The 25,193-nt window shown below is 74.0% G+C and carries 16 protein-coding genes; 7 read left to right on the forward strand and 9 right to left on the reverse strand.

The annotated features are described in order from the left end of the window. Window positions 1-187 precede the first annotated feature (187 nt). The 3 genes from OHS18_RS12190 to OHS18_RS12200 all read left to right on the forward strand — a co-directional run bounded on the left by OHS18_RS12190 (window position 188) and on the right by OHS18_RS12200 (window position 5,896). Window positions 188-1,963: a DUF2079 domain-containing protein gene (locus OHS18_RS12190; RefSeq protein ID WP_328617069.1), complete on the forward strand. Its 1,776-nt coding sequence runs from the start codon at window positions 188-190 to the stop codon at window positions 1,961-1,963. Window positions 1,964-2,103: 140 nt separating this feature from the next. Beyond that, on the forward strand, window positions 2,104-3,297 hold the full coding sequence (locus OHS18_RS12195) for an oxygenase MpaB family protein (protein ID WP_328617070.1): 1,194 nt from the start codon (window positions 2,104-2,106) through the stop codon (window positions 3,295-3,297). Between the two features lie 271 nt (window positions 3,298-3,568). Further along, window positions 3,569-5,896 carry a beta-L-arabinofuranosidase domain-containing protein gene (locus OHS18_RS12200; RefSeq protein ID WP_328617071.1) on the forward strand — a complete coding sequence of 776 codons (2,328 nt, stop codon included), beginning with the start codon at window positions 3,569-3,571 and terminating at the stop codon, window positions 5,894-5,896. 685 nt (window positions 5,897-6,581) lie between these two features. Here the strand turns inward: OHS18_RS12200 and OHS18_RS12205 are convergent. After that, window positions 6,582-8,219 carry a serine/threonine protein kinase gene (locus tag OHS18_RS12205; protein WP_328617072.1) on the reverse strand — a complete coding sequence of 546 codons (1,638 nt, stop codon included), beginning with the start codon at window positions 8,217-8,219 and terminating at the stop codon, window positions 6,582-6,584. 131 nt (window positions 8,220-8,350) lie between these two features. Here OHS18_RS12205 and eccD point away from each other — a divergent pair, with 131 nt between their 5' ends. Both eccD and eccB read left to right on the forward strand, forming a co-directional pair. Then, window positions 8,351-9,712 carry a type VII secretion integral membrane protein EccD gene (gene eccD / locus OHS18_RS12210; protein ID WP_328617073.1) on the forward strand — a complete coding sequence of 454 codons (1,362 nt, stop codon included), beginning with the start codon at window positions 8,351-8,353 and terminating at the stop codon, window positions 9,710-9,712. A gap of 1 nt (window position 9,713) precedes the next feature. Beyond that, window positions 9,714-11,117 (forward strand): type VII secretion protein EccB, encoded by a 1,404-nt coding sequence (gene eccB, locus OHS18_RS12215; RefSeq protein WP_328617074.1) that lies wholly within the window; start codon window positions 9,714-9,716, stop codon window positions 11,115-11,117. A gap of 153 nt (window positions 11,118-11,270) precedes the next feature. Here eccB and OHS18_RS12220 read toward each other — a convergent pair whose 3' ends face one another. From OHS18_RS12220 to eccCa, 3 genes are read right to left on the reverse strand one after another with little or no spacing between them, the layout of a single operon-like run. Then, a complete protein-coding gene (locus OHS18_RS12220; protein WP_328452924.1) occupies window positions 11,271-12,596 on the reverse strand; it encodes a hypothetical protein in 1,326 nt (441 codons plus the stop codon). A 3-nt stretch (window positions 12,597-12,599) separates the two neighbouring features. Next, window positions 12,600-12,896 carry a hypothetical protein gene (locus OHS18_RS12225; protein ID WP_328452922.1) on the reverse strand — a complete coding sequence of 99 codons (297 nt, stop codon included), beginning with the start codon at window positions 12,894-12,896 and terminating at the stop codon, window positions 12,600-12,602. Next, window positions 12,896-16,867: a type VII secretion protein EccCa gene (gene eccCa, locus OHS18_RS12230; protein ID WP_442874387.1), complete on the reverse strand. Its 3,972-nt coding sequence runs from the start codon at window positions 16,865-16,867 to the stop codon at window positions 12,896-12,898. The genes OHS18_RS12225 and eccCa overlap by 1 nt, the downstream gene beginning before the upstream one ends. A gap of 141 nt (window positions 16,868-17,008) precedes the next feature. Between eccCa and OHS18_RS12235 the strand changes: the two genes are divergently transcribed. Next, the gene (locus OHS18_RS12235; protein WP_244180950.1) at window positions 17,009-17,341 is read left to right on the forward strand and encodes a WXG100 family type VII secretion target; all 333 of its coding nucleotides are present in this window, start codon (window positions 17,009-17,011) and stop codon (window positions 17,339-17,341) included. 20 nt (window positions 17,342-17,361) lie between these two features. Next, the gene (locus OHS18_RS12240; RefSeq protein ID WP_328452920.1) at window positions 17,362-17,658 is read left to right on the forward strand and encodes a WXG100 family type VII secretion target; all 297 of its coding nucleotides are present in this window, start codon (window positions 17,362-17,364) and stop codon (window positions 17,656-17,658) included. Window positions 17,659-17,699: 41 nt separating this feature from the next. Here the strand turns inward: OHS18_RS12240 and mycP are convergent, their stop codons facing one another. From mycP to OHS18_RS12265, 5 genes are all read right to left on the reverse strand, one after another. After that, on the reverse strand, window positions 17,700-18,956 hold the full coding sequence (gene mycP, locus OHS18_RS12245; protein WP_328617075.1) for a type VII secretion-associated serine protease mycosin: 1,257 nt from the start codon (window positions 18,954-18,956) through the stop codon (window positions 17,700-17,702). A 135-nt stretch (window positions 18,957-19,091) separates the two neighbouring features. Then, window positions 19,092-21,161 carry a transglutaminase family protein gene (locus OHS18_RS12250; protein ID WP_328452916.1) on the reverse strand — a complete coding sequence of 690 codons (2,070 nt, stop codon included), beginning with the start codon at window positions 21,159-21,161 and terminating at the stop codon, window positions 19,092-19,094. Continuing rightward, the gene (locus tag OHS18_RS12255) at window positions 21,158-22,279 is read right to left on the reverse strand and encodes a DUF58 domain-containing protein (protein ID WP_328452914.1); all 1,122 of its coding nucleotides are present in this window, start codon (window positions 22,277-22,279) and stop codon (window positions 21,158-21,160) included. Before OHS18_RS12255 ends, OHS18_RS12250 begins: the two co-directional genes overlap by 4 nt. After that, window positions 22,279-23,250: an AAA family ATPase gene (locus OHS18_RS12260; RefSeq protein ID WP_328458886.1), complete on the reverse strand. Its 972-nt coding sequence runs from the start codon at window positions 23,248-23,250 to the stop codon at window positions 22,279-22,281. The genes OHS18_RS12255 and OHS18_RS12260 overlap by 1 nt, the downstream gene beginning before the upstream one ends. Next, complete coding sequence (locus OHS18_RS12265) at window positions 23,250-25,118, reverse strand: fibronectin type III domain-containing protein (protein ID WP_328452912.1); 1,869 nt, start codon at window positions 25,116-25,118, stop codon at window positions 23,250-23,252. The genes OHS18_RS12260 and OHS18_RS12265 overlap by 1 nt, the downstream gene beginning before the upstream one ends. Window positions 25,119-25,193 lie beyond the last annotated feature (75 nt).

Genomic DNA, 25,193 nt, shown 5'->3' on the forward strand with positions numbered 1-25,193 from the left:
CTGCCGCCGCGGGGTCTTGCCCGGCTCGCCGCGCACGTCGTGCCCGGTCTGCCCAGGGGTCGGGAAGTCTTCGTCCCTCACCCGCAGCAATCATCGGAGCGGATTCACAGCTGTTACACAGGTTCGGTGAGACGAGGCTTACAGTTGCCAAACGATCACCGATCCCGTAAAAGACCAGGTCACCGCCTTGCAGGAGCCGAATGACCGCCGGTTACGATGCCTGCCGGTCCCGCCGTCGCCGGGCCGCAGCCATCCGTTCTGCAGGAGATCCATGACTCAGCCAGCGCTCGCCGACGCCCACGAGCCGGACGTCACCGCGCCGATCCCGCGCATCGCCGCACCGGTCCGCGCCCGCGCGTCGTGGCGGCCGGGCGTCGTCGCGTGGTGGCTGTTCTCGGCCGTACCGGTCGGCCTGGCGTTGTTGGCCGCGGTGCGCGCGCCGCGGATGCACGTGCTGCTCGACTACTGGCACGTCTTCGCCAAGATCACCGACGACAACGGCAGCCTCCTGCTCGGTCAGGTGTTCACGTATCACCTCGACCAGCCGTTCGTGGTGCCGTCGCTGCTGTTCTACGCGGATGCGGCGTGGTTCGGCGGCGACAACCGCGTCCTGACGGTCCTGACGATCGCCCTGCTCGTCGCCGCCGTGCTGGCACTGCGGTCGATGCTGCCGCGGCAGCTCTCCCCGACAGCCCGGGGCGCGTTGACCGCGGCCATGACGTGGCTGCTGTTCAGCTCCCACGCGACCGAGTTGTGGTTGCAGAGCACGAACGGCATCAGCTGGGTCCCCGCGGTGACGTTCTGCACGGTCGCGATCGCCTGTGCCCACCGCGGCCGCATCGCTATCGCTTCGGGTGCGGCGGTTCTCGGGTGCCTCAGCTTCGGTGCGGCATTGCCGATCTGGTTCGTGATCGCCTTCATCCTTTGGCTGCGCAAGGAATCCCGGCTTCGCGTCGTGATCCCCGCCGTGGCAGGCGTCGTCATCATCGCGGCGTGGTGGCTGACCAAACCCGCCGGGGCGCAGTCGGGCGCGACGGCCGCTTTCGACCCGGACGGACGTTTGTCGGTCATCGCCGCCGCCGTCGGCGGTTTGTGGTCGGTCGACGTCGCCGTCGTCGCGGTCATCGCCGGCGGGCTCACGATCACCCTGCTCGCTGTGCTGTTCAGCCGGACGCTCGACAACCGCCGTCACCGCACGGTGGACGGCGACGCGGGTTGGCTCGGCTTGACGCTCTACGCGTTCGCCTTGGCACTGATGCTCGCACTCGGACGGACCACCACCAATGTCCCCGGCGGCAACGTCGGGCTCATCAGCCGCTACGTCCTCGTCGCCGCGCTGGCGACGATCGCCCTCGTCGTGCTGGCCGCTGCGCACCGTCCACAGTGGTCGCGCCGTTATCTCGTGGTCGGTGTCGTCGCGCTGTCCTTGATCACGCACGCGATCGGCGGAGGCAAAGCGGACCAGGTCCGCCGCAGCTACGCTCCACTCAATCTCGCCGCGATCGCCCTACGCGTCGACGCCCCGGCAGCACTGGAGGGTCTGCACATTCAGCGCGCGGCTGCTCCTGCCGCTCGCGCGCTGCAGGCCTACCCATTCAACAACGCCTTCACCCTCGGCTGCCACGGCCCCGAACTCGGCAGCCACCTGGACCTCGCGACCGCCCAACCGCTGACCGACAAGGGCCCGGGCACAGCACACGGAGCGCTCGACGCTCCCGCCACCGACCCCGGCGCCATCACCACCGGCTGGGTCTCCATCAACGGAACCCCACCGGACTGCGTCCTCATCACCGACCAGACCGGCACAGTCACAGGGGGCGGTATCAGCGGCCTTCCGCTCACGGCCGGGCAGACCGCGACGGCCGCACCTGGCGCGACAGGCTGGCAAGCAACAGCGGGCCCTACGAGTGGCCTCCTCGCCGTGCTCGCAGTCCAGGACGGGCATCTCTATCGCATCAGCTGACGCCGGGAGTGCTTGCTTCCGAAAACGTCGCCGAGGGACGATGGAGCGCACGCGCCGTGACCAGCGCTGTCACCGGTTCGTGAACCGGTTCTGCCTGAATGGCGCTGACCCCCGGTTTGTTCCCGACCGAAACTAAGTCGGTGACAGAGATCCACGGGACGCCGAGACCGATCCCGCTCGAAGAATTGAAGTTTCTGGGCGACCCACTCGCCGACGCAGTGGTCGCCGAACTGGTCGCCAGCGGGACGACCGTCGCGGTCAACGAAGTCCTGGCGCAGTTCCGGGACAACGACCAGCCCATCCCCGACACCCTGCCGGAATCGGTGCGCCGCTTCCTCATCGCCACAGACAATCCGCCGGACTGGGCCGACCTCGACCGGGTCGCGAGCGCCTACGAGTTCTTCGTCGACGACGGCGTGCACGTCGCGTCGGTACTCTCGTTCGGGGCGATGGTGAACTGCTACGCCCAGCCGCGGGCGTCGCGCGTGCTGTCGCTGACCCACCGGCTCAACCAGCCGCACCGCCGGCTGTCGGAAACTTCGCAGTTCGTGCTGAACATGATGGGTCCCGCCCCGTTCGGTTCGGGCGGCGGGTTCGTGCCCACGATCCAGAAGACCCGGCTCATCCACGCCGCCGTGCGCTACTTCATCACCCACTCCGGCGAATGGGACGTCGCCGCCGACGGGGTTCCCCTGTGCCAGCAGGACATACTCGGTGCGCTGCTCATCTTCTCGGTCCAGGTCATCGACGGCATGCGCCGGATCGGGATCTCCGTGACCGAGCGGGAAGCCGAGAACTACTACTACGTCTGGCGCGTGACCGGCGCGATGCTCGGCATCCCGGCCGACGCGATACCCGAGACGCTGGCCGAGGCGCAGGCGTTGAACGCCGAACTCGTCGAGGCGACCTACGGGCCGTCGGACGAAGGAATCGAGCTCACCCGCAACCTCCTCGACCTCTACGAGCACATGATTCCCGGCAAGGCGTTCGACGGCGTGGCCGCCGCGGTCGTCCGCCAGGTCGTCACCCCGCAGGTCGCCGACTGGCTCGAGGTGCCGCGCGCACGGGGCTGGAGCCGGGCGGTCGGCGCGGGCGCGCGGCTGATGCGGGTGCTGGAACGAGCGGAGGACCGCAGCCGCCTGGCCACTGCGGTCCTCGACAAGGCGGGCAGTCTGCTGCTGGGCGGGAGCGTCCGCACGCTCACCGACGGGCAGCCGACCGCGTTGACCATCCCGGCCGGTCTGCGTGAGAAGTGGCTCGCCGCCGGCGTCTGCCCCGCGGCACCGGGTGAACCCGCGCCGGCGCGCGGAGGGCGGACGTCGACCACGAAGTAGCGACGGGGTGAGCGGGATCGACAGCCGGTCCCGCGGACCGTGCACGCCTGCCGGAGCGGAGGCGGGCGTGCGGCGGTCAGCGCCTGCTTCGGCCCGGGTAAGTTTCACCCGCCGCTGCGGACCTGTCCTGCCGTGGTCACTACGCCTGAACAGCGAACGAGCCGGTAATCGTTGGCCCGCAGGAGCACGAGCGGTCGCGCAGTACGTGACAGACCCGGATGTCGGCGCTAACGTCCGCCTCCGTTCCCATGCCGGCCGAACGGAGAATCCGGTGACCTCATCCTTCACCCGGCGGCGGTTGCTGCAAGCCGCCGGCGCCGGCGCCCTCGTTTCCGCGGCCGGCTCCGCCTTCGGGTGGGCTCCCGCCGCCGGCGCCGCCACCGGTCCGGTCCGATCGGAGGCCGGGGTGTCCGCGTTCCCGTTCGAGCTCGGCCAGGTGCGGCTGACCGCGAGCCGGTGGCTGGACAACCAGAACCGGACGCAGAACTACCTGCGGTTCGTCGACGTCGGCCGGCTGCTCTACAACTTCCGGGCCAACCACCGGCTCTCCACCGGCGGCGCCGCCACCAACGGCGGCTGGGACGCGCCGAACTTCCCCTTCCGCAGCCACGTGCAGGGGCATTTCCTCACGGCGTGGGCGCAGCTGTGGGCGGTCACCGGGGACACGACGTGCCGGGACAAGGCCACCTCCATGGTCGCCGAACTGGCCAAGTGCCAGGCCAACAACGGCGCCGCCGGGTTCACCGCCGGGTACCTGTCCGGCTTCCCCGAGTCGGACTTCGACAACCTCGAGGCCGGGCGCCTGTCGAACGGCAACGTGCCGTACTACTGCATCCACAAGACGATGGCGGGCCTGCTCGACGTCTGGCGGTACGTCGACAGCACCCAAGCCCGTGACGTGCTGCTGAGCCTGGCGGCGTGGGTCGACCGGCGTACCGGCCGGCTCAGCTATGCGCAGCAGCAATCCGTGCTGGGCACCGAGTTCGGCGGCATGAACGCGGTGCTGACCGACCTCTACCAGTACACCGGCGACGCACGATGGCTGACCGTCGCGCAGCGGTTCGACCACGCCGCCGTGTTCGACCCGCTGGCGGCGAACCGGGATCAGCTCAGCGGCCTGCACGCCAACACCCAGATTCCCAAGTGGATCGGCGCCGCGCGGGAGTACAAGGCCACGGGCACCACGCGCTATCGCGACATCGCCACCAACGCGTGGAACATCACCGTCGGCGCGCACACCTACGCCATCGGCGGCAACAGCCAGGCCGAGCACTTTCGCGCGCCCAACGCCATCGCCGGGTACCTCAACCAGGACACGTGCGAGAGCTGCAACACCTACAACATGCTCAAGCTGACCCGGGAACTGATCGCGCTCTACCCGGATCGCGCCGACCTGGCCGACTACTACGAGCGGGCGCTGCTCAACCAGATGATCGGCCAGCAGAACCCGGCCGACAGCCACGGCCACGTCACCTACTTCAGCTCCCTCAACCCGGGCGGCCGGCGCGGTCTCGGCCCGGCGTGGGGCGGCGGCACGTGGAGCACCGACTACAACTCGTTCTGGTGCTGCCAGGGCAGCGGCCTGGAAACCCAGACGAAGCTGGCGGATTCGATCTACTTCTACAGCGACACCACGCTGATCGTGAACCTGTTCCTGCCTTCGGTGCTCACCTGGACCCAGCGCGGCATCACCGTCACCCAGACCACGTCGTACCCGGCCGGTGACACCACCACCCTGACGGTCACCGGCAGCGTGAGCGGCGCCTGGGCCATGCGCCTGCGCATCCCGAGCTGGACGACCGGGGCGACCGTCAGTGTCAACGGCGTCGCGCAGAACGTGACCACCACCCCCGGCAGTTACGCGACGTTGTCGCGGTCGTGGGCCTCGGGTGACACGGTCACCGTCCGGCTGCCCATGAAGGTCGCCCTGAAGGCGGCCAACGACAACGCGAACGTCGCCGCGGTGACCTACGGCCCGGTGGTCCTGGCCGGCAACTACGGCAGCAGCACGCTCGGCGCGTTGCCGTCCCTCGACCCGAACTCGGTCACGCGGACGAGCACCACCGCGCTCGCTTTCAGCGCGAAGGCCAACGGCTCGTCGGTCAACCTGGTGCCGTTCCACGACGCGCAGGGCTTCAACTACACGGTCTATTGGAACACCGGGGGCGGCTCCGGCGGGACGACGAGCCGGCTGGTCAACGTGGGCAGCGGGCTGGTGCTGGGCATCGAGAACATGTCCACCGCGGACGGCGGCCGCGCGCTGCAGTGGTCCGACAGCGGCACGGCGGACCACAACTGGGAGGTCATCACGGACGGGACCGCCGTCCGGTTCCGCAACGCCAACAGCGGCAAGGTGCTCGGCGTCCTGGACATGTCGACGGCGGACAACGCCCGCGTCCTGCAGTGGTCGGACAACGGCACGGCCGACCACCGCTGGACCGTCCTCGACCAGGGCGACGGGACGGCGAAGATCCGCAACGTCAACAGCGGCAAGCTGCTGACCGTCGAGAACAACTCGACGGCCACCGGCGCGTTCGCCGTCCAAGGCCCCGACAACGGCGCGGCCGCCACCCGCTGGCGAATCGTGCGCAACGGCTGAAGCCGCGCAGGCGGCGAAGCGCCGATCCCGGCCGGGCGACCCGCAAACCGCGCGGCGAAAGGGAATGAGTGGGTCGGATTGCGCGCGTGCTGCGCGGAGCCACGCCGCACGGCAGTGGTCGTCAGTTCGCCGAAAGGAACAGGCGCAGACGGTCGACCCGGCCTTCGCGGTGCGACATCGACCAAAACCACGGTCGGCGGGCAGTGCCGCGCGCTGACCACCCCCATTTCCCCACGTGACGTCGCGGCTGGGCTGCTACAGCTCGCAGTCTCTGGTCGCCGACGCCCGCCGCCACGGCGTCCACATCCGCGAACCGGACATCAACGCCGGACTCGCCCACGCCACCCTCGAACCGGTGCCGCCAGCACCGGCGGCGTCGCGCTGCGCCTTGGGCTCGCGAAGGGGCCCTGCACCGGCATCGCGATCTCACCGGCCGTGTTCGGCTCAAGGGTTCCGCCGCCGAGGCGCTGGCGGACGTAGTCGGCGGCCCTGGTGGCGCTCAGCACCCGCGGCGACGCTCCCCTGTAGCAGGCAGTCGTGCCGGTCGCCGATCGCCGGGGTCCGGTGACCACAGGTCCCTGAGCAGCACCTACGAAAGGCAACGGCGGCGGACCGTTCGCGCCCGCTGCGCCGTGACCTCGGTGCTGTGACCTCGGCGCCGCCGGCCGCGTCCGGCCACGCGCGTTCAGCGGGTGCAGGTGGCGCCGCGGATGGCTTTCGGCAGGCTTTCGTAGACCCCGCGCGCGGTGGCGGCGCGGACGAGGAAGCAGTACCGCTTCCCGGGTTCGACCGGGATGGTCAGGCTGAGCTGCCGCCCGGCGGGCACCACCCGCGCCTGGTCCCCTTCGGCGGCGACGACCACGGCGTAGTCCATGGGCGCCGAGCTGCGCCAGGTGAGCTCGACGCTGTCGCTGGCGTCTTTGGGAGGGAGCAGTTCGAGAGCGGTGGCGGGCGCGGCGACGAGCGAGGAAGGCGGTGGAGCGGCGGGCTGGGTTTCGGCGGGCTGCGCCATTTCGACGGACCCACTGCCGAGGACGGCGATCAGCCCACCGCCAACCGCCGCGACGGCAACGGCGATTCCGCCGAATACGAGCAGTTTCCGCCGGCTGCGGCGGTTGCCGGGGTTGACGCCGCGGAAGTCGAAGGAGGCCAGGGGAACGCGGGTCGCCTCGGCAACTTGCGGCGCCCAAGGCGGTGCCATGGGCGCGGCCGGGGTTGCGGCCACGACAGGGTTCGAGGCCGCGGGCAACGGCCCGGTCGACCGAGCCGCACCCGCGGCGTCAGCAGAGCCTGCGGCCACGACAGCACCTGGCAGCACAACGTCGCCGGCAGGCACCGGCGACGCGGCCGACGGCCCAGCCGACGGAGCCGCACCCGGCTGCGCCGAATGGGGAACCGGGCCTGCGCCTGGCTTCGCCCACGCAGAAGTCGTCGCCGTCGGCACGGGTACCTGCGGTGGGGAGGCCACAGCGAGCGCCGGCGTGACCACTCCCGGCGGCGCGGCGGATGTCGGTGGCACCATCCCGTACCCACCGGCCACCGGAGGCACCGGCCCCGAAGCGAAGTCGTCGAAGCCCGGCGGCACCGATCCCACCGTCGCCAGCCGGCGGGCCACCTCCACCGCGTCCGTCAGGCGGCGGGCCGGGTCGGCCGCCAGCAGCCGGCCGATCGTCGTGGCCAGGGCCACCGGGACGTCCTCGCGGTGGATCGCCGGCACCGGCTCGCGCAGCACCCGCAGCACCCGCTCGCCCTGCCGCTCCCCGAGCTTGCCCGGGTGCGGCGAACCGCCCGTCAGCGCGAAGTGCACCACCGCGCCCAAGCCGTACATGTCGTTCGCCTCGTCGAACACCTCGGTGCGCGCCGCCTCGGGCGCGCGGAACTCGATGGCGTGCAACGGATCGCGGGGGAACGTGTGCCGCAGCACCAGGCCACCGTCGGCCAGGACCGGCTCACCCGAGGCACGGAACAGGACGTTGTGCGGGCTCACGCCGCCGTGGACGACGCCCGCCTTGTGCATGCCGGCCAGCGCCGTCGCCAGCGTCCGGCCCAGGACGACCGCGTCCGCCGCGGACAGCGGACCGCCGCGGCTGACCAGCTCGGCCAGCGACTGCGGGCACTGCTCGCGCCGCAGCACCTGGCTGCCGTCCGAGCGGGTCTCGACCGCGTCGATCGCCAGCACCGACGGGATGTGCCGCACCGCCGCCTGCTCGCGGTCGAACGCCGCCTTGGTGCGCTTGTCGAACTTCGACGGCAGCGGCCGGTAGGCGAAGGTCACCCGTGACGAGACCCCGGCGTACGCGTCTCCGCCCGTCGTTCCCGTCATGACCCCCGCCTGTCCGCAACCTGCCGCCCCGCCCTCCGCGTGGCCCGGCCGATCCATAGTAGGTCCGCCCGCGCCAGTCCGCGGGTGCCCACGGCAGCTACCTGCCGCGAGCCGAACCGAGGAAGGCCACCATGACCACGACCGGCCTGGTCCGCGTGACGGTCGCGACGCCGCACCGCCGCATCGACCTCGCGCTGCCCGAACGGGCGCCGCTCGCCGAGCTGTTGCCGGGCCTGCTCCGGCACGCCGGCGTGGCCGACGAACCGCCTGGCGGGTGGCTGCTGCGCCGCGGCGACGGCGGCCGGCTCGACCCCGCCCGCACGGCCGCCGCGCAGCGCGTCGGCGACGGCGAGGTCCTGCACCTGGTTCCGGCCCAGGTCGACTGGCCCGAGCTGGAGTACGACGACCTGGCCGACGTGATCGCCGAAGGGTCGGCCCGTCTCGGCGGCACCTGGCAGGCCCGTCACACCCGGGCCGCGGGCCTGGCGGCCGGTTCACTCGCGGCGCTGGTGGCACTGGCCGTGCTCGTCACGGCGGGCCCTGGCGTCGGCCCGGCGGTCGCGGCTCTGCTCGCGGCGGTCGCGCTGGTGGCCGGCGGGTCGGGCCTCGCCCGGGCGTTCGGCGACAGCGGGGCCGGTGCGATCCTGGCGGTGACGGCGTGGCCGTTCGCTTTCGTGGGTGGCGCCCTCCTGCCGGCCGGTGGCGCCCCTCTGACCGCCGGCGAGCCGCCGGGCGCGCCCCAGCTGCTCGCGGGGTGCGCGTCCGTGCTGGTCGCCGCCGTCGCCGGGCTGATGGGCGTGGCCGACCGGGCGGCCGTCTTCACGGCCGGGGCGGTCGCCGGCCTGGCCGGAACGCTCGGGGCGTGGCTCGCGACGGCGGACGTCGTGCCCGGGCCGCAGGCGGCCGCGATCGTCGCGGCCGCGGCCCTGGTCGGCTCGCCCCCGCTGCCTGCGCTCGCGGTCCGGCTGGGCCGGCTGCCGTTGCCGGTCCTCCCGCGCGGCCCGGCCGACCTGCTGCGCGACACCCCGCACCCGGCCCGGCGCGCGGTCTACGCGTCGGTGGTGCGCGCCGACGGCATCCTCACCGGGCTGCTCTGGGCGATCGCCGCGGCCGCCGCGCCGGCGCAGGTGTGGTGGGCCGGGCACGGTGGCACCGCGGGCGTCGTCTTCACGGCCGTGCTGACCGCCGGCTTCCTGCTGCGGGCGCGGCTGCACCCGATCGTGCGGCACCGGGTGCCGCTGCTGCTGGCCGGCGCGACGGGCCTGGCTAGCCTGGCCCTCTTCGGCGGCGGGCAGCCGTGGACGATCGCCGCGGTGTGCGCGGCCGCCACCGTCGTCGTGGTCCCGGCCGGCCTGCGTTACGCGGCCAGGACGCCGACGCCGTACCTGGCGCGGTGGGGTGAGATCGTCGAGGTGCTCGTGGTCGTGGCCGTGGTCCCGCTGCTGTGCTGGGTGCTCGGCCTGTACGCGGTGCTCCGCGGGCTGGCGGGCTGAGGTGGCCTCCCCTCGCGACCAGCTGCACGCGCACCAGTTCCTCGTCCAGCGCACGGTTTCCGCGCTCGCCGCCCGCGAAACCGACCCGGAGCGGCCGCGGTTCCGGCGGCCGGCGACCGCGGCGTTCGCCGGGATCGGGCTGTCCCTGCTCCTGCTGGCCGGGTTCGGCGTCTTCGGGCTGCTCGTCCCCGGCGGGAACACGTCCTGGCAGGCCGGGGACGCCGTCATCGTGGAAAAGGAGACGGGGACGCGGTTCGTCTACGTCGCCGGCCGCCTGCACCCGGCGGCGAACTACACGTCGGCGGTGCTCGCCGCGGGCAGCGCGAAGACCGTGCAGGTGTCCCGGAACTCACTCGACGGCGTGCCGCGCGGGCCGCTGATCGGCATCGCGGGGGCGCCGGAAGCGCTTCCCGCGGCCGACCACCTGCTCGGCCCGGAGTGGTCGCTGTGCTCGCGGCCGGAGACCGGCGCCGACGGCAGCGTGGTGAGCCGTTCGGTGCTGCTCGCCGGAGGCTCGCCCGCAGGGGGGACGCCGCTGGGCGACCGGGCGCTGCTGGCGGAGTCCGCGGACACCGGCGAGCGGTACCTGGTGGCCGGCGGTTTCCGGCACCGGATCGCGGCGGCCGACGCGGTGACGGTCGGGCTGGCGCTGCGCTCGGCGTCGCCGGTCCGGCTGAGCCCGGCGGCGGGCGATCTGCTGCCGGCCGGGGGCGCGATCGCGCCGATTCCGCTGCCGGACGCGGGGAGGCCGTCGACGGCGGTGGCCCGGCGGCCGGAGCTGCGCGCGGGTCAGCTGCTGGCTGTCCGGACGAGCGGCACGACGGGGTACTACCTGGCCGAGACCGGGCGGCTGCGCCCGATCACGCCGCTGCAGTACGACATCCAGCGGGCGTACCCGCCGACCGCGGCCGCGTATGCGAACGCCCAGCCGGACGCCGTCCCGCTGAGCCCGCTCGACCTGGCGGAGGCCCACCGGTCCCCGTCGCCGGCGCGGCAGCCCGGTGACGTTCCCGCGCAGCTGCCCGAGTTCGCCACGGGTGCCGCGGTGTGCCTGGGTTTCACGCCGGGGGCGGAGGCGCCGTCAGTGGTGCTCGACCCGGCGCTGGCCCCGCCGGACCCGATGACGGTGACGGCCGGCCGGACGGCGGCGGGAGCAGCGCTGGCCGACAGCGTGGTGGTCCCCCCGGGCATGGCGGCGCTGGTGGAGGCGATGCCGAGCCGGACGGCCCCGGCGGGCACGCTCGCGCTGGTGACGGACGCGGGGCGTGCGTACCCGCTGGCGAGCAGGCGGACGATGGAGGTGCTGGGGTACGGCGCGGTGACGCCCGTGCGGATTCCGGCGGAGCTGCTGGCGCGGGTCCCGGTGGGGCCGGGTTTGGTGGAGCAGGCGGCGCTGAGCCGCTGACCGGGGAGACGGTCGTGAAGGGCACCCTCATGGACGTTACGGCCATGAGGGTGCCCTTCGCGGCATCCGGGGCCGCGCCTCGGGCTGCCGGGAGCGGCGCTTTCCACGGGAAAGGCCCGCCCCGGAACACGTGCGGGGCGGGCCTTTCCCGTCTCAGCCTCGCTCGGACCGCAACGGGGACGGGGGTGGTGCGACCTCCCACAGTTCGTCGTCGAGACGAGGCTTGTCCGGGGACCAGCGGGGCTCTTCCGCCGGCACCGGACGGCGGTCGCCGCGGGTCCGGCCGCCGAGCCGCTCAGGCACCCCCGGCGGCTGCCTGCGGACCGGGCCGCGGCCCGTGAACCGGTTCTCCGCCCGGCCCGGCCCGGGACGCTGCCCCGAGCCCGCGAGCGCGCCCGACATCGGCGGCATCATGCCGGGGAACCCACCCGACGCCGGGCGTGCCGACGCCCCCGAAGCCACGCCTGGGACGATCGGTTCCCCGGGGGCGGTCGCGGCGGCCGGGGTGACCGTCGTCGCGCGGGGTACCGCGGCCTGCGGGATCGCCGTCGCTCCCGGGAGACGGACCGAGCCGGCCAATCCGGCGAGACCGCCCAGCGCCGGGCTCGGCACTCCCGCCGCCGACGGCAGCGATGGCGCGACCGGCGTCACCGAGGGCGGCACCGGCGGCGCGACGCTCTCCAGCCCCGCCAACGTCGGCGCGACCGGCGACGGCAGATCCGGCACCGGCGGGGCTTCGGGAGTGGGCACCGCGCCGGGACCGCCAACGGCGCCGGAAGCGGCACCACCGGCAGCACCCGCGCCGGAAGCTGCGGCGGCACCACCGGCGGCCGCCTGCGCCTCGGCGCCACCCGCGTCAGCACCACCCGCCCCGGCGGCACCCGCGTCGGCAGCACTCGCCGAGGCACCACCGGCAGCACCACCACCGGTAGCACCACCACCGGCGGCCGCGCCATCGCCGGAACTGCCACCGCCCGAGCCTGCGGCACTCTCCCCCGCCGCCGCACGCAGCCGTTGCGCCGCCGCCACGTACAGCCGCCCCAGCTCGTCCATCTTCGCGCCGGCCGCTTCCTGCAGCTGCTTCACCTGGGAGTCCGCCGACGCACCTCCCGCCTGAGCCACCGCGGCCTGGATCTGCCGCGCCTGCTCCAGGCACTGCGCGACGTACCGCGTGACCATCGGCACCGCTTGGGCGGCCGCGTCGAGGGCCGTCCACGGGGCCGCCGCCGCGATCCACTGCGCGTGCGTGCGCAACGACGTCGTGCCGGCGTCGGTCCGCCGGAGGAAGGTCCGCCCCGCGTCGTCCTGCCATGCCCCGGAAACCCGGCTCGCGTGCTCGGCCAGCTGCCCCTCCGCGGTCTCCAACGCCGTCTGCGCGGCCTGCCACTTGCGGCCGATCTCGCCGAACGCGCCGACGTTGCCCTGTTCCACCTGCACCATCGCGAGCTGCTGCTCCAACGGCAGCGATCCGTACCCCACCGCTCAGTCCCCCAGTCCGGTGCCGGCCACGGTCAGGGCCTGGGCCCCGGCCGCGTTGCCGGCGAGGTAGTCCTGCGCCGCGCCCCGGGCGATCCCGGCCAGTGCGACGAACTCGTCGTGCGCCCGCTGGACGTACCCGGTGAGCGCGGTCGCCGACTCCGTGTCCGCGGCCGTCAGCTCCGCCGTCTCCAGCAGGCCGCCGCCGGCGATACCCGGCCGTGCGGCCGCGACACCTGGGTCCGGCGGCGGCGGCGAGAACTGTTCCAGGCCATCGGTAAGGCCGTGGATGTCTTGTCCCATCAGGGTTTCCCTTCGTCCACTGTGGTCACATCGGCCGGCGGCAGCCAGGCCAGCTGCAGCAGCTTCGGCGCGTCGCGGCGGCCGATCAGCCGGCCACGCCCGGCGGGCAGCGGCTCGGCCTTGACCCCGCCGAGCAGCGGTCCTTCTTCCTTGTCACCGGACAGCAGCAGCCCGGGGGTGCCGACGTCGCGCAGCCGGGTGAGGAACGGCTCGAACAACGCGCGCCCGGCCCCGCCCGTCCGCCGCGTCACGATGACGTGCAGGCCGATGTCGCGGCTCTGGGCCAAGTGCTCCAGCAGCGGCAGCAACGGGTTCGCCGCCGGGTTGACGACGAGGTCGTAGTCGTCGACCAGCACGAACAGCTCCGGTCCGTGCCACCACGACCGCGTCCGCAGCTGGGCGGGCGTGACGTCGGGGCCGGGCAGCCGTTCGGCGACGCCGCGAGCCGCTTCGGCGAGCAAGCCGGCCGTCGACGCCGGGTCCGTGCCGTAGCCGAGCAGGTGCGGCTCGGACAGGTCGCCGAGCAGCCCGCGCCGGTGGTCGACCACGATCAGCCGGGCCTGCTCTGGCCGGTACGCCCCGGCGATGCGGCGGGCCAGCAGCCGCAGGAACGCCGTTTTGCCGGATTCGCCGTCACCGAGCACCAGCAGGTGCGGGTCGGCCGCGAAGTCCAGTCGCACCGGAGCCAGGTCCTGCTCGGCGATCCCGACCGCGAGCCGGTGCGTCGCCGGGTCATCCACAGTAGACAGTTCCGGGTACGGCAGCACGCCCGGCAGCAGCCGCACCCTCGGCGCGGGCTCCCCCCGCCAGGCCGCCGCCACGGCCTCGACGAGCGCCGCCGAGCCGGCCGGCAGGTCGTCGGCGGTCGCACGCCCGTCGATCCGGGGCAGGGCCGTCAGCATCTGGTGTCGTCCGCTCGTGACACCGCGCCCGGGCGCGTTCTCCGGGACGAGCAGCTGGCTCGCCCGGTCGACCATGGTGTCGACCGGGTCGCCGAGCCGCAGCTCCAGCCGCCCGCCGAAGAGGTCGCGCACGGCCGGGCGCAGGTCGAACGAGCGGGAGCAGGCCACCAGCAGGTGGACGCCGTAGGCGAGCCCGCGCGCGGCGATCCCGGCGACGACCTCCTCGAGGTCCTCGAAGTCCTTGCGCAGGGTCAGCCAGCCGTCGACCACCAGGAAGACGTCGCCGTAGGGGTCCTCGGCGAACTCGCCGGCGGCGCGGCGGCGCCGGAACTCGGGCATGCCGTCGAGCTCCAGCTCCGCGAACCGGCGTTCGCGGGCCGCGAGCACGCCGGCCACCTCGGCGACCGTGCGCCGGACCGCGCCGGCGTTCTGCCGGGCCGCGACGCTGCCGACGTGCGGCAGACCCCGCAAGGTGGCGAGCGTGCCACCGCCGAAGTCGAGGCAGTAGAACTGTGTCTCACGCGGCGTGTGGGTCAGCGCCAGGCTCGCGATGATCGTTCGCAGCGCGACGCTCTTGCCCGACCGCGGCGCGCCGACGACCACGGCGTGCCCGGCCGCGCCGGAGAAATCCAGCTCCAGGGGGTCCCGCCGCTGGTCGAGCGGCCGGTCGACGATCCCCGCCGAAGCGCGCAGCTTCCCGGCCAGCCCCGGTCCGGCGACGAGCCCGCGCACCGGGTCCACCACCGGCGTCCCGAGCAAATCGTCCACAGTGGACGACTCGCGCAGCGGCGGCAGCCACACCTGGTGCGCCGGCGTGCCCTTGCCGGTGAACCGGTCGACCAGGATGTCCAGGAGGCTTTCGCCGACGGCGTCGTCGAGGTCTTCCTCGGCTTCGGGTTCATCCGTCATTTCGGGTGCGACATACGAAGTCGTGTACTCGCGCATGGCGGCCTGGTGTTCGCGAGGCCCAGCGCCGGTCGTGCCGGGGCGGTGGACGCCGGAGACGTAGGCGGAGCGGAATCGCGTCATGACCTCGGTGCCGAACTTGAGGAAACCGTGGCCCGGCGCGCGCGGCAGGGTGAACGCCGCGGTGACCCCCAGCACCGCGCGGCTTTCCATGTCGGAGAAGGTCCGCAGGCCGATCCGGTAGGACAGGTGGCCGTCGAGCCCGCGCAGCCTGCCCTCCTCCAAACGCTGGCTCGCCAGCAGCAGGTGCACACCGAGCGACCGGCCGACGCGCCCGATCTGGACGAACATGTCGATGAAGTCCGGCCGGGCGGAGAGCAGTTCGCTGAACTCGTCGCAGACCACCAGCAGCGTCGGTACCTCCGCGAGCGGCGCCCCGGCGAGCCGGGCCTTCTCGTAGTCACGCAGGGAAGCGAAGTTCCCGGCCGCGCGCAGCAGTTCCTGACGGCGGATCAGCTCGCCGTTGATCGCGTCGGCCATCCGGTCGACCAGCGGCAGCTCGTCGGCGAGGTTGGTGATCACCGCGCTGGTGTGCGGGAGGCCGTCGAGGCGGGTGAAGGTGGCGCCGCCTTTGAAGTCGATGAGCGCGAAGTTGAGCTGGTTCGGCGGGTGCGTGATCGCCAGCGCCAGCACGAGGGTGCGCAGCAGCTCGCTCTTGCCGGACCCGGTCGCGCCGATCAGCAGGCCGTGCGGGCCCATCCCGTCCTGGGCGGACTCCTTGAGGTCCAGCTCGACCGGCGTGCCGTCCGGGGTGATCCCGAACCGGACGCGCAGGCGGTCGCGGCTCGGCCGCGGCCGCCAGGTGCCGGTGGGGTCGAACGCGAACGGGTCACCGAGGCCGAGCAGGTCTTCCAGACCGAGCTCACTGCTGAGCGGCTGCTCGCCGCGGGTTCCGCTGGGCAGCCGCAACGGCGCCAGCGTCCGGGCGAGCGCTTCGGCGGCGGCCGGCGCCACCGCGTCGGCCTGGCCGAGTTCTTCGGTGCCGCCCGTGGTCCGGGCGGCCAGCGTCCCGTCCGCGCGGACGCTCAGCTCGGCCGCGCCCCGATCGAGCGCGCGGGGCACGGGCGAGCTGAGGTCGAGGACGGTGACGCCTTCGACGCCGCCGCCGGTCATCAGATGATCGGAGCCCAGGACGTCGCCGCCGTCGAGGACGACCAGCAGGTGCGGGGCCGGGGCGCGGCCGGGGCCGTCCGGGTCGAACCGCGGGCGGCCGGCGAGCAGGTCGTCGAGCATCGCCTCGAGCGCGGTGGCGGCCGGGGCGACCAGCCGCAGCGGCCCGACGGCGTCGGTGCGGTCCGGGTGCAGCGCGTGCGGCAGCCACTTGACCCAGTCCCACTCCGGCAGCCGGTCAGGCGCGGCGCAGACGGCGATCCGGACGTCGTCGGGCGCGTGCAGCACGGCCAGCTGGGCCAGCAGGGCCCGGGCCAGCGCGGTGCGGCGGTCTCGGTCGCCGGTCAGGTGAAGCCGCGCGAAGCCGTTCACCGAGACAGCGAGCGGGAGCCCGCCGACGGTCGTGTACGCCGTGACGAACCGGCGCAGCGCGAGCGCGGAAAGCGGCTCCAGGCGTTCCAGCGCCACGGTGTCCGGCGGGACGATCGGGGTGGCCAGGCCCTGCGGGCCCCGGCCGATCCGGGCGACCAGGAAGTCGGGGTCGGCGGGCCGCCGTTCCCACAGCCGCGGCCCGGCGGCCAGGGACCACAGCGTCTCCGGCTCGGGGTGCAGGTGGGCCAGTGCGGCCCGCTGACGATCGATCGTGCGGGTGACGCGCATCCGGTGCTGGGCCAGGCCACGCAGGTAGAGCCGGCGCGCGTGCGCCATCTCGCGCTTGCTCACGCCGCCGCCGTTGAGGAAGGCCGCGCAGAGCATGCCGAGGATCGCGACACCGAACAGGCCGAGCACGACGTACCGCAGCGCACTCGCCGTCCCGCCGAAGCCGAGCAGCGTGCCGCCCATGATCGCCACCATCGGCAGGACCATCAGGGCCTGCGTCCACGTCCGCCCCGAAGGCAGCGGGATCTCCGGCGGTGCTTCCAGCACCACCTCGCCGGACGGCATCGCCGGCCCGGCCGTCCGGTCGCCGCGGTGCACCAAGGTCGTCGCCACGCCGTCATCGTCGGGGCTGCCCGGGCGGCGTGGGGTGGCGTGGCAGGAACGTGCCGCGACGGGGCCACGCGGGCCGCGGGGCACCTAGCGTCGGGCCGGAAACGGCTATTCCGGTGAAAAAAGGAGCCGCGCGTGGCGAGCATGCAGGATCAGCTACACGGCGAAATGGACGTCCTCCAGCAGTCGGCGAAGACCGCCGGTTCGGTGGCGGACAGCATCAACGGACACCGGGCGTCGCTGCTCCCGGTGGTCGGGGCGATGCACGGGCAGTGGGTCGGGACGTCCTACGAGGCGTTCGTGCGCGCGCACGAGCAGTGGGACCAGGGCATCACCCGGCTGACCGCGGCACTGGGCAACCTCGGCGAGAACACGCAGTTCTCGGCCAACACCTACCTCAGCGCCGAAGACGCGGCGCGCGCCGGCATCGAGTCCGCCCAGGGGCACAGCCCCTTCGGCGGCGCGCTGCGGGCCTGACCACGGAAAGGGGATTCCTCGTGCTGATCAAGGGAAACTTCAGCGAGCTGCACGGGCTCACCGACCAGATCCGCAGCACCATCGGGCGGGTCGACCAGGAGATGAGCACCTGGCAGACGATGTCCGGCCAGACCGCCGAGGGCTGGCAGGACCAGGCGGGCGGCCAGTTCACCGAGGTGAGTGCCGCCTGGCAGCAGGTTTCGCAGGCGCAGCAGCAGATGCTGGAGGCGCTGCGCGGCGGCGTCGACAACACGAACACCGAGTTGCAGCAGGCGCTGGCGTCGGCGAAGGCCCGGGTCGGCAGCACGTCGATCTGAGGCTGGGGGAAAGGGGCGGTCCCGGTTCGGGGCCGCCCTTTTCAGTGCCTTCCGGGCAGCAGGAAGGGTTCGGCGGCGACCGGCTCGCGGTCGGGACGCGGCGGCAGCGGGCGGGCCCGGGCGGGCGTCCACCGCCGTCGTTTCCCCCGGCGGAGGACCACGAGCACGACCGTGCCGAGGAGCGTCGCGGCCAGGGCGGCAGCGACTCCGGAACGGGCCGCGGTGCCTTGGCGCGCCCACCAGGCCGCGGCGCTTTCGGCCGCCGGATCCGGTGCCGCGGGTACGACGGACGGCAGCGGGGCCGCCGGGCGGGCGGTAAGTCCTTCGGTCACCGCCCGGTAGGGGTCGACCAGGCCGGCGCCGTACTCGAGGCTGCCCGCGCCGCCGGGCATCGGGGTCGCCGTCGCGATCAGGCGGCCGGCCACCTGGGCGGCGCTGAGTCCGGGCTCGGCTTCGCGGACGAGCGCGGCGGTGGCGGAGACGAAGGGGGCGGCGAAGCTGGTGCCGTCGAAGTAGTCGTGGCCGCCCGCGCGGGTCGTGCTCAGCACCCCGGCCCCGGGCGCGACGATGTCCACATAGGACCCGACCTGTGAGCCCTGCGCCCGGTGGCCGCCGATGTCGATCGAGCCGACGCCGAGGACGCCGTCGTACATCGCGGGGTAGGACGGGCCGGAGCTGCGGTTCCCGACGGCCGCGACGACGAGGACGTCGTTCTGCTGGGCGTGCCGGATGGCGTCGTGCACGACCACGTCGTCGGCGTAGCCGGACAGCGAGAGGTTGATGACCTTGGCCCCGGAGTCGGCGGCGTACCAGATGCCCCGGGCGAGGACGACGGGATCGATCGGGGTCGGGCGGCCGTCGTCGGCGAGGTCACGGTCGGTGATCCGTACGGGCAGGACCGTGGCGCCCGGGGCGAGCCCCTGGAAGCCGACGCCGGCCTGCGGCGCGGCGGCGATGATCCCGGCGACGGCCGTGCCGTGGGAGGCGCAGTCGAAGTCACCGGGGAGATCGCCGGAGAGGAAGAAGTCCTTGCCCGGCAGAACTTTCCCGGTGAGCTGCGGATGGGCGGCGTCGACCCCGGAGTCGACGACGGCGACGGTGACCCCGGCCCCGGTGCTGTGCGGCCAGACCCGCCGCGGGTCGAGGGTCCGTTGCGCCCAGGGCAGTTCGGTGACGACGGGGTGGGCACCTTCGGCGGTGGAACAGGCCCCGGCCGGCGGCGCGGCAACCGCGGGCGGCGCGGTGGAGACGAGCACCGCGGCGACGACACCGGCCAACGCGGGCAGGGTTCGGCTCATCACGCCATCGTCGCGGCGGTGCGCGGCAGCCGGGGCGCGCTGGCCGGAACCGGTCAGGCGACACCCGGCACGAAAAGCCGTGAATGGCACATCGAGGGACTTGAAGTCCCTCGATGTGCCATTCACGGCTTTCGGTCAAGCGCGGGAGGGACGCAACCCGCGTGGGTCGAACCACGCCAGCACCCGCCGCCCCGGGCGGGCCTTCCCCAAGCCGCGGCGCAGCTTCCGGACCGCCGCCCACGCGCGTTCCCGCTCGTCGGAGGCCGAAACGGTCCACATCGCCGCGTCCATCGCGCCGGCCAGTTCCGACAACCCCTCCCGGACCCCGGCCGGCGCCGAAGGTCCCACCGCGGAGAGCGCGTCCCGGACCGTCATTCCCGGCGTCAGCACCACGCCGTGCGCCCGTAGCCGGTCGCGCGCCTCCGCCCACGCGCCCGCCACCGATGCGTACCCCGGACGGCGTCGCCGTCGCCACGCCCGGACCACCCCCACCGCCGGGACGCCGACCAGCCACAGCACCACCAGCACCGTCAAAAGCACCGCGAACACCGGCCACGGCACCGAAAGCCCGGTGTCGGGAGCCGAAGCGCCCGTGCCGGAAGACGGGAGCCGGGGCGGGGTCACCTGATCCGGTGGGGGTAGCGCCGCCCGGGCTCGGGCCGTCGTGTCGCCCAGGCCGCCCGAGGCCGCCGCCGCTCCCGTCGGGTCCAGGGCCACCCAGCCGACGCCGTCGACCGCGACCTCCGGCCACGCCAGCACGTCCGCGTTGCGCACCACCACGTCCCGGCCCGCGCCGGCCGGCGACCGGAAGCCGACCGCGACGCGGGCCGGGATGCCGAGCAGCTTCGCCACCGCCACGTACGCCGCCGCGAACTGCTCGCTCGTGCCCACGTGCGTCTCCAGCAGGAACCGCTTCAGCTGCGGCCAGCCGCTGCCCGTCGGCAGCCGCTCCCCCGCCCGCACCACGCGGTAGTTGTCGCTGAAGTACTTCTCCAGCAGCAGCGCCGTCTGGAACGACGGCCGCATGTCCCGTACCGCGCCGCGAGCCAGCGTCGTGACCTCCGGCGGCACCGCACCGACGTCGCCGACGTCCCGGGCGGCGGCCGGGTCGACTCCGCGTCCCAGCAGCCCGGCCTGCCCGGTGGGTTCCCACCACCGCAGCCGGTACGCGGCGCCGTCGGCCGGGCCCGGCAACCGCAGCTGCCCCGATGCGGCGTCGACGAACGGCGTCACCCCGTCCACCCCGGACACCAGCGGCTGGCTCGGCAGCCACGGGCCGAGCGACCCGAACACCGTGACGTCGGCGGTCCGCAGGTCCGACGGCGGTGCCGCGGGGGCGGGCAGCGGCGCGCCGAGCCGCCGCGGTTCGCCGCCCGGTGACCACGTGACGCCGTTGAAGCGGTCGAGCACGGCCAGGCGCCACCGGTCGACCGGTGTGCCGCTCGAGTACCGGAACACCGGCACCTCGGGGTGCAGCAGCCGGCCCGCGACCTCGGTCAGCGGATTGGCCACCCGGCCCGGCGGCAGCGGCGCGGGCTGGTTGTCCTGCAACGAAAACGCCGGTGTCCCGGCCGGGTCGGCGACCCCGCCGGCCACGACCCCGACCGCGCCGAGCACGACGACCGGCACCGCGGCGAGCAGCACGGCCCCCAGCCGCGACGGCGCCGACGGCCGATCCGGCCCGGTCAGCACCAGCAGCAGCACCACGAGCGCGGCGTAGGCGGCCCCGACCACCAGCGCGGTCGCGCCCGTCAGGGCGCCGAAAGCCTGGCTGAGCACCAGAACCGGCAGCGAAGGCAGCAACGCGAGCAGGGGACGCCGCCCCAGCAGCTCGACCGCCAGCACCGACGCGGCCAGCACCAGCAGCGGCACGAACAGCACCAGCGCCGGGTCCGCCGGCGCCGGCCACGTCGTCTGCAGGGTCAGCCGCCACGAGTCCGTGACCCCGGCGACGAGCGCGTGCAGCGCCTCCCCCGGCGACACCGTCCCGCGCAGCACGACTTCGAGCACCACCACCAGACCGAGCACGGCCGCGATGACCGGACGCCACGGCCGGAGCGCCCGCCGGCGATCGCACAGTTCCGCGACGCCGAAGCACACGACACCGGCCGCGAGCACCGGCAGGACCAGCGCCCAGAACCCGAACACCGGCGCGAACAGCAGCCCGGGCAGCGCGGTCAAGAGCAGGACGACGGCCCGCGTCACGAGGCGACCACCTCGGTCCAGCGCCGCAACGCGCTGACGGCGTCCGGCGCGAGCAGCACCCGGGTCGCGCCGGCGGGCGGCGCCGACGCCCCCAGGATCACGGCGACCGTGCTCGCGTACCGGGACCGCACCGCCGCCACCGGCGCCAGGTCCAGCGGGCCCGCGGCCACGACGGTCAGGATGCCCCCGCGTTCCCGGCTTTCCGGCAGCAACCGCGAGTCCGGCGTCGCACCTCCGGTCAGGACGCACAGCTCGTCGAGCAACCGCCGCACCGCCGGGGAACCCGACAGCGTCGCCACATCCACGCCGCACGGCGTCACCAGCCGGCACCGGTGCCCGGCCGTGGCGGCCGCGGCCAGCAGCGACGCCGCGACGTCGACGGCTTCCTCGAACAGCGGCCCCGGCGGGCACCGGGTGTCCAGCACGACGGTGAAGCGCGGCTGCTCCGGGTCGACGAAGTCGCGCACCATCAGCCGCCCGGTCCGGGCGGTCGCCTTCCAGTGCAGGTGCCGGACCTCGTCGCCGGGCACGTACTCGCGGACGTCGCGCAAGTCGTGCGAACCGTGCGGAGACAGCTCGGTGGTGACGCCCTCGTGGTGGTGGCGCGGGTGGCCGCCCACCGGCAGCAGCACCGGCCGCACCTTCGGGTGCACCCACAGCGTCGCGGTGTCGCCGGTGGTGATCCCGGCGCGGCCGAGCCCGAGCGGGTCCCGGCGTTCCAGCGTCAGCGGCCCGACCTGGTGCCGGCCGCGGGTCCCGGTGGGCAGCTCGTAGTGCAGCACCGACTCCGTCCCCGGCGCCAGTGCGCGCACGCGCACCTCGTGCGTCCCGGCGCCGACGCGGTCGCCGGCGGTGAACGCACTTTGCCGCCGGGTGCCGGCGTTGCGAACCCGCAGCTGGGCGAACGCCGGGCGACCGCGGCCCACGCGGTCCGGGTAGACCTCCCTGGCCACCGAGACGCGCACGCGGCGGGCACCGGCCAGCACCGCGCCGAGGACGGCCAGCAGCCCGGCCGCGCCGAGGGCGCGCGGCAGCGGCCAGCCGCCGGCCAGGCCCGCGGCGAGCAGGGCCACCGAGGTCACCACCAGTCCGGTGCCCCGCGCGGTCGGGCGTGTCATCAGCCCACCGGGGTCCCGGCGGCCGGGGTGCGCGTGGTCGGGGCCGGCGTCGCGGCGAGCACCTCGTCGAGGATGTCCGCGGGCTTGCGCTGGGTCAGTTCGGCGTCGGAGGTCAGGATCAGCCGGTGGGCCAGCACCGGCCGCGCGACCTCCTTGACGTCGTCGGGGGTCACGTAACCGCGGCCGTAGGTGGCCGCGATCGCCTGCGCGGTGCTGATCAGTGCGATGCTGCCGCGCGGGCTGGCGCCGTGGCGCAGCGCGACGTGCGTGCGGGTCGCGGCGGCGATGCGGGCGGCGTACTCGCAGACCGCGCCGTCGACGTGGATCGCCCGCACCTGCGCGATCGCCGCCCGCAGCGTCTCCAGGTCGACGACCGGCGACAGCTCGTCGGGCCCGATGCCCGCGCGGTCGCTCATGATCACCAGCACCTCGGTGGCCAGGTCCGGGTAGCCGACCGTCAGCCGCATGAGGAACCGGTCGAGCTGGGCTTCGGGCAGCCGGTAGGTGCCCTCCATCTCGATCGGGTTCTGGGTCGCGACGACGATGAACGGCGTCGGCACCTCGTGCCGCTCCGCGTCGACGGTGACAGTGCGCTCGGACATCACCTCCAGCAGCGCCGACTGCGTTTTCGGTGTGCCGCGGTTGATTTCGTCGGCCACCACGACGTTGGCGAAGATCCCGCCGGGGTGGAAGCGGAACGCCTCCTCGCGCTGGTGGTAGATCTGCACACCGGTGATGTCGCCGGGCAGCAGGTCCGGGGTGAACTGGATCCGGTGGTAGCTGCCGCCGATGCTGCGGGCCAGGCACCGCGCCAGCGTCGTCTTGCCGAGCCCGGGCACGTCCTCGACCAGCAGGTGGCCCTCGGCCAGCACCGCGGCGACGGCCAGCCGCACGACCTCCGGCTTCCCGCGCAGCACGGTCTGCACGTTGCGCGCGATCAGCTGGTACACCTCGGCCGGTGTCGGCACTATCAGCCTCCTGTCCACTTGAGACGGTTCGAGGTCACGGCCGAGCCGTCGACGCTCGCGGTGACCCAGACGGTGTTGCCGACACCGTAGTAGTCGAACGCGCTGAAGGCCGCGCGCCCGCTGGAGTCGGTGTCGACGCCGTGGCCTCCGTTGCTGTAGCCGGAATCCGTCGAGTGCGGGACGACGTCGACGTGCGTGCCCGGCGCGAACCCGCTGAGCACGACGTGCATCTTCGCGCAGCCGTCGCGGTCGTACTCGGGGGCGCACTGCCCGCCGCGCGACAGCGTCAGCTTCTCGGTACCGGCCGGCGTCACCGAGCCGCTGGACGCGCCGGGGCCTTCGCCGACCTCGTTGACGGCCCGGACGGTGAAGGTGTACGCCTTGCGGTTCGCCAAGCCCTGCACGGTGGTCGAGCGCGCGGAGGCGATCATCGTCACCGAGCCGCTGCCGCCGCCGGTCCACGTGATCTTGTACGCGGTCACGGGCGAGCCGTTCGCGGCGGCCGCGCCCCAGCTGACCGTCGCCGAACCGTCCCCGGCCTTCGCGGAGACCCGCGTGGGCGCGCTCGGCGGGCTCGCCGCGACCGTCGGCGGCGGCGCGGGTGGCGGTTTCGGCGTCGACTTCGGGGTCGGCGGCGGCCTTTCCGTGCGCACGACCGTCCGCTCCGGCTGCTGCGTCGGCTGCGGCCGCACCGGCGGCGCGCTGCCGGTCGGCGGGGTCTCCGGCGGCGGCGGGCTGGGCGGGACGCTCGTGGTCGGCGGGCGGCCCGCGGCCGGGACGTCGGAGACCCGGCCGTCGTGGTCGAGCACCAGGACGTGCCGGCCCCGGTCGCCCTCGACGTAGACGCGGGAGTCGCCGCCCTGCACCAGTTTCGGCGTGCCGGGCTCGGCCGGGATCGGCTTGGTGTCGCGGGCCGCGCCGGTGTGGTCGTAGGTGAGCAGCCTGCGGCCCGCTTTGTCGACCAGGGCGACGACGTCGCCGGTGGAAGCCGGGCCGTCGTAGTCGCCCGGCGGCAACTGCGCGGAAATCGGTCGCTCGCGCGGCTTCGCCGGGTCGAACCCGGCCGGGTCGACCAGGTACAGGCGTTTGCTTTCCGGGTCGAACAGCGCGACGCGGCCCTGCACGTCGGCCGCGGCCGGGCGGGTCGCGGCCGAGACGGGGACGTCCAGCGGCACCGCGGCACCTTCGCCGTCGTCGCCGACGGTGCGCAGCGTGCGGTCGTGGGTGTTCACGAAGACGGGCTTGCCGCCGACGAGGGTCATGCCACCGGTGTCGCCGGGCTGGGCCGAGGCGGGGCAGGCGACCGACGAGTCGTCCTTGCGCAGCCGGCACAGCTGCCCGGTGTCGGTGCGGTTGAGCCAGAGTGTGCCGTCGGCCATCGCGACCGGGTCGCCGAAAGGCCCCTCGACGTCGATCAGCTGCACCGCGCCGCCGAGCCGGGCGATCCTGCCCGCGTTGCGGTAGGCCAGGTAGGGGCCGCCGGCGGTTTCGATCGCGAGACCGCGCTCGTCGTCGGGAGCGGTCTGCGGCGGCTGCGCGGCCAGGGTGGACTGGTCGAACATCGTGATGCCGCCGTCCTGCCCGACGACGTAGCCGCTGGTGTCGCCCTGCAGCACCTGGCTGCCCGGGCGGCCGGGCACCTGGCCGGCGGAGTCGATCTGCGCGGTCGAGCCGTCGATGTGCAGCGCGGACTGCGTTTCCGAGTCGTAGAACCAGTGCCCCGCGGGCAGGAAATCCGCCCCGGCGGACGGCGTCCTGCCGGTCAGCGCCACGACGGCGCCGCCGGCACACAACGCCACGACGAGTACCAGCGGAATCCGGGAACGCAGTTTTTTGCCCCCCGGAAACCGCCCTTCGATCCCCAGTTTCACGTGGCGGAGTGTACGGCACCCGATACATTTCCGGTCCATTTCCGCACCCCAGCAGAGTCCTCAGGCACGCGAACA

Origin of the sequence: Amycolatopsis sp. NBC_00355, assembly GCF_036104975.1 — a bacterium.
In the GTDB taxonomy this organism is placed as follows: Bacteria; Actinomycetota; Actinomycetes; order Mycobacteriales; family Pseudonocardiaceae; genus Amycolatopsis.

Excerpts from the sequence above, each read along its gene's own strand:
- OHS18_RS12205 (WP_328617072.1), bottom strand. The coding sequence starts at position 8,219 with ATGACGGGAACGACGGGCGGAGACGCGTACGCCGGGGTCTCGTCACGG.
- eccD (WP_328617073.1), top strand. The coding sequence starts at position 8,351 with ATGACCACGACCGGCCTGGTCCGCGTGACGGTCGCGACGCCGCACCGC.
- OHS18_RS12225 (WP_328452922.1), bottom strand. The coding sequence starts at position 12,896 with ATGGGACAAGACATCCACGGCCTTACCGATGGCCTGGAACAGTTCTCG.
- OHS18_RS12235 (WP_244180950.1), top strand. The coding sequence starts at position 17,009 with ATGCAGGATCAGCTACACGGCGAAATGGACGTCCTCCAGCAGTCGGCG.
- mycP (WP_328617075.1), bottom strand. The coding sequence starts at position 18,956 with ATGAGCCGAACCCTGCCCGCGTTGGCCGGTGTCGTCGCCGCGGTGCTC.
- OHS18_RS12255 (WP_328452914.1), bottom strand. The coding sequence starts at position 22,279 with ATGACACGCCCGACCGCGCGGGGCACCGGACTGGTGGTGACCTCGGTG.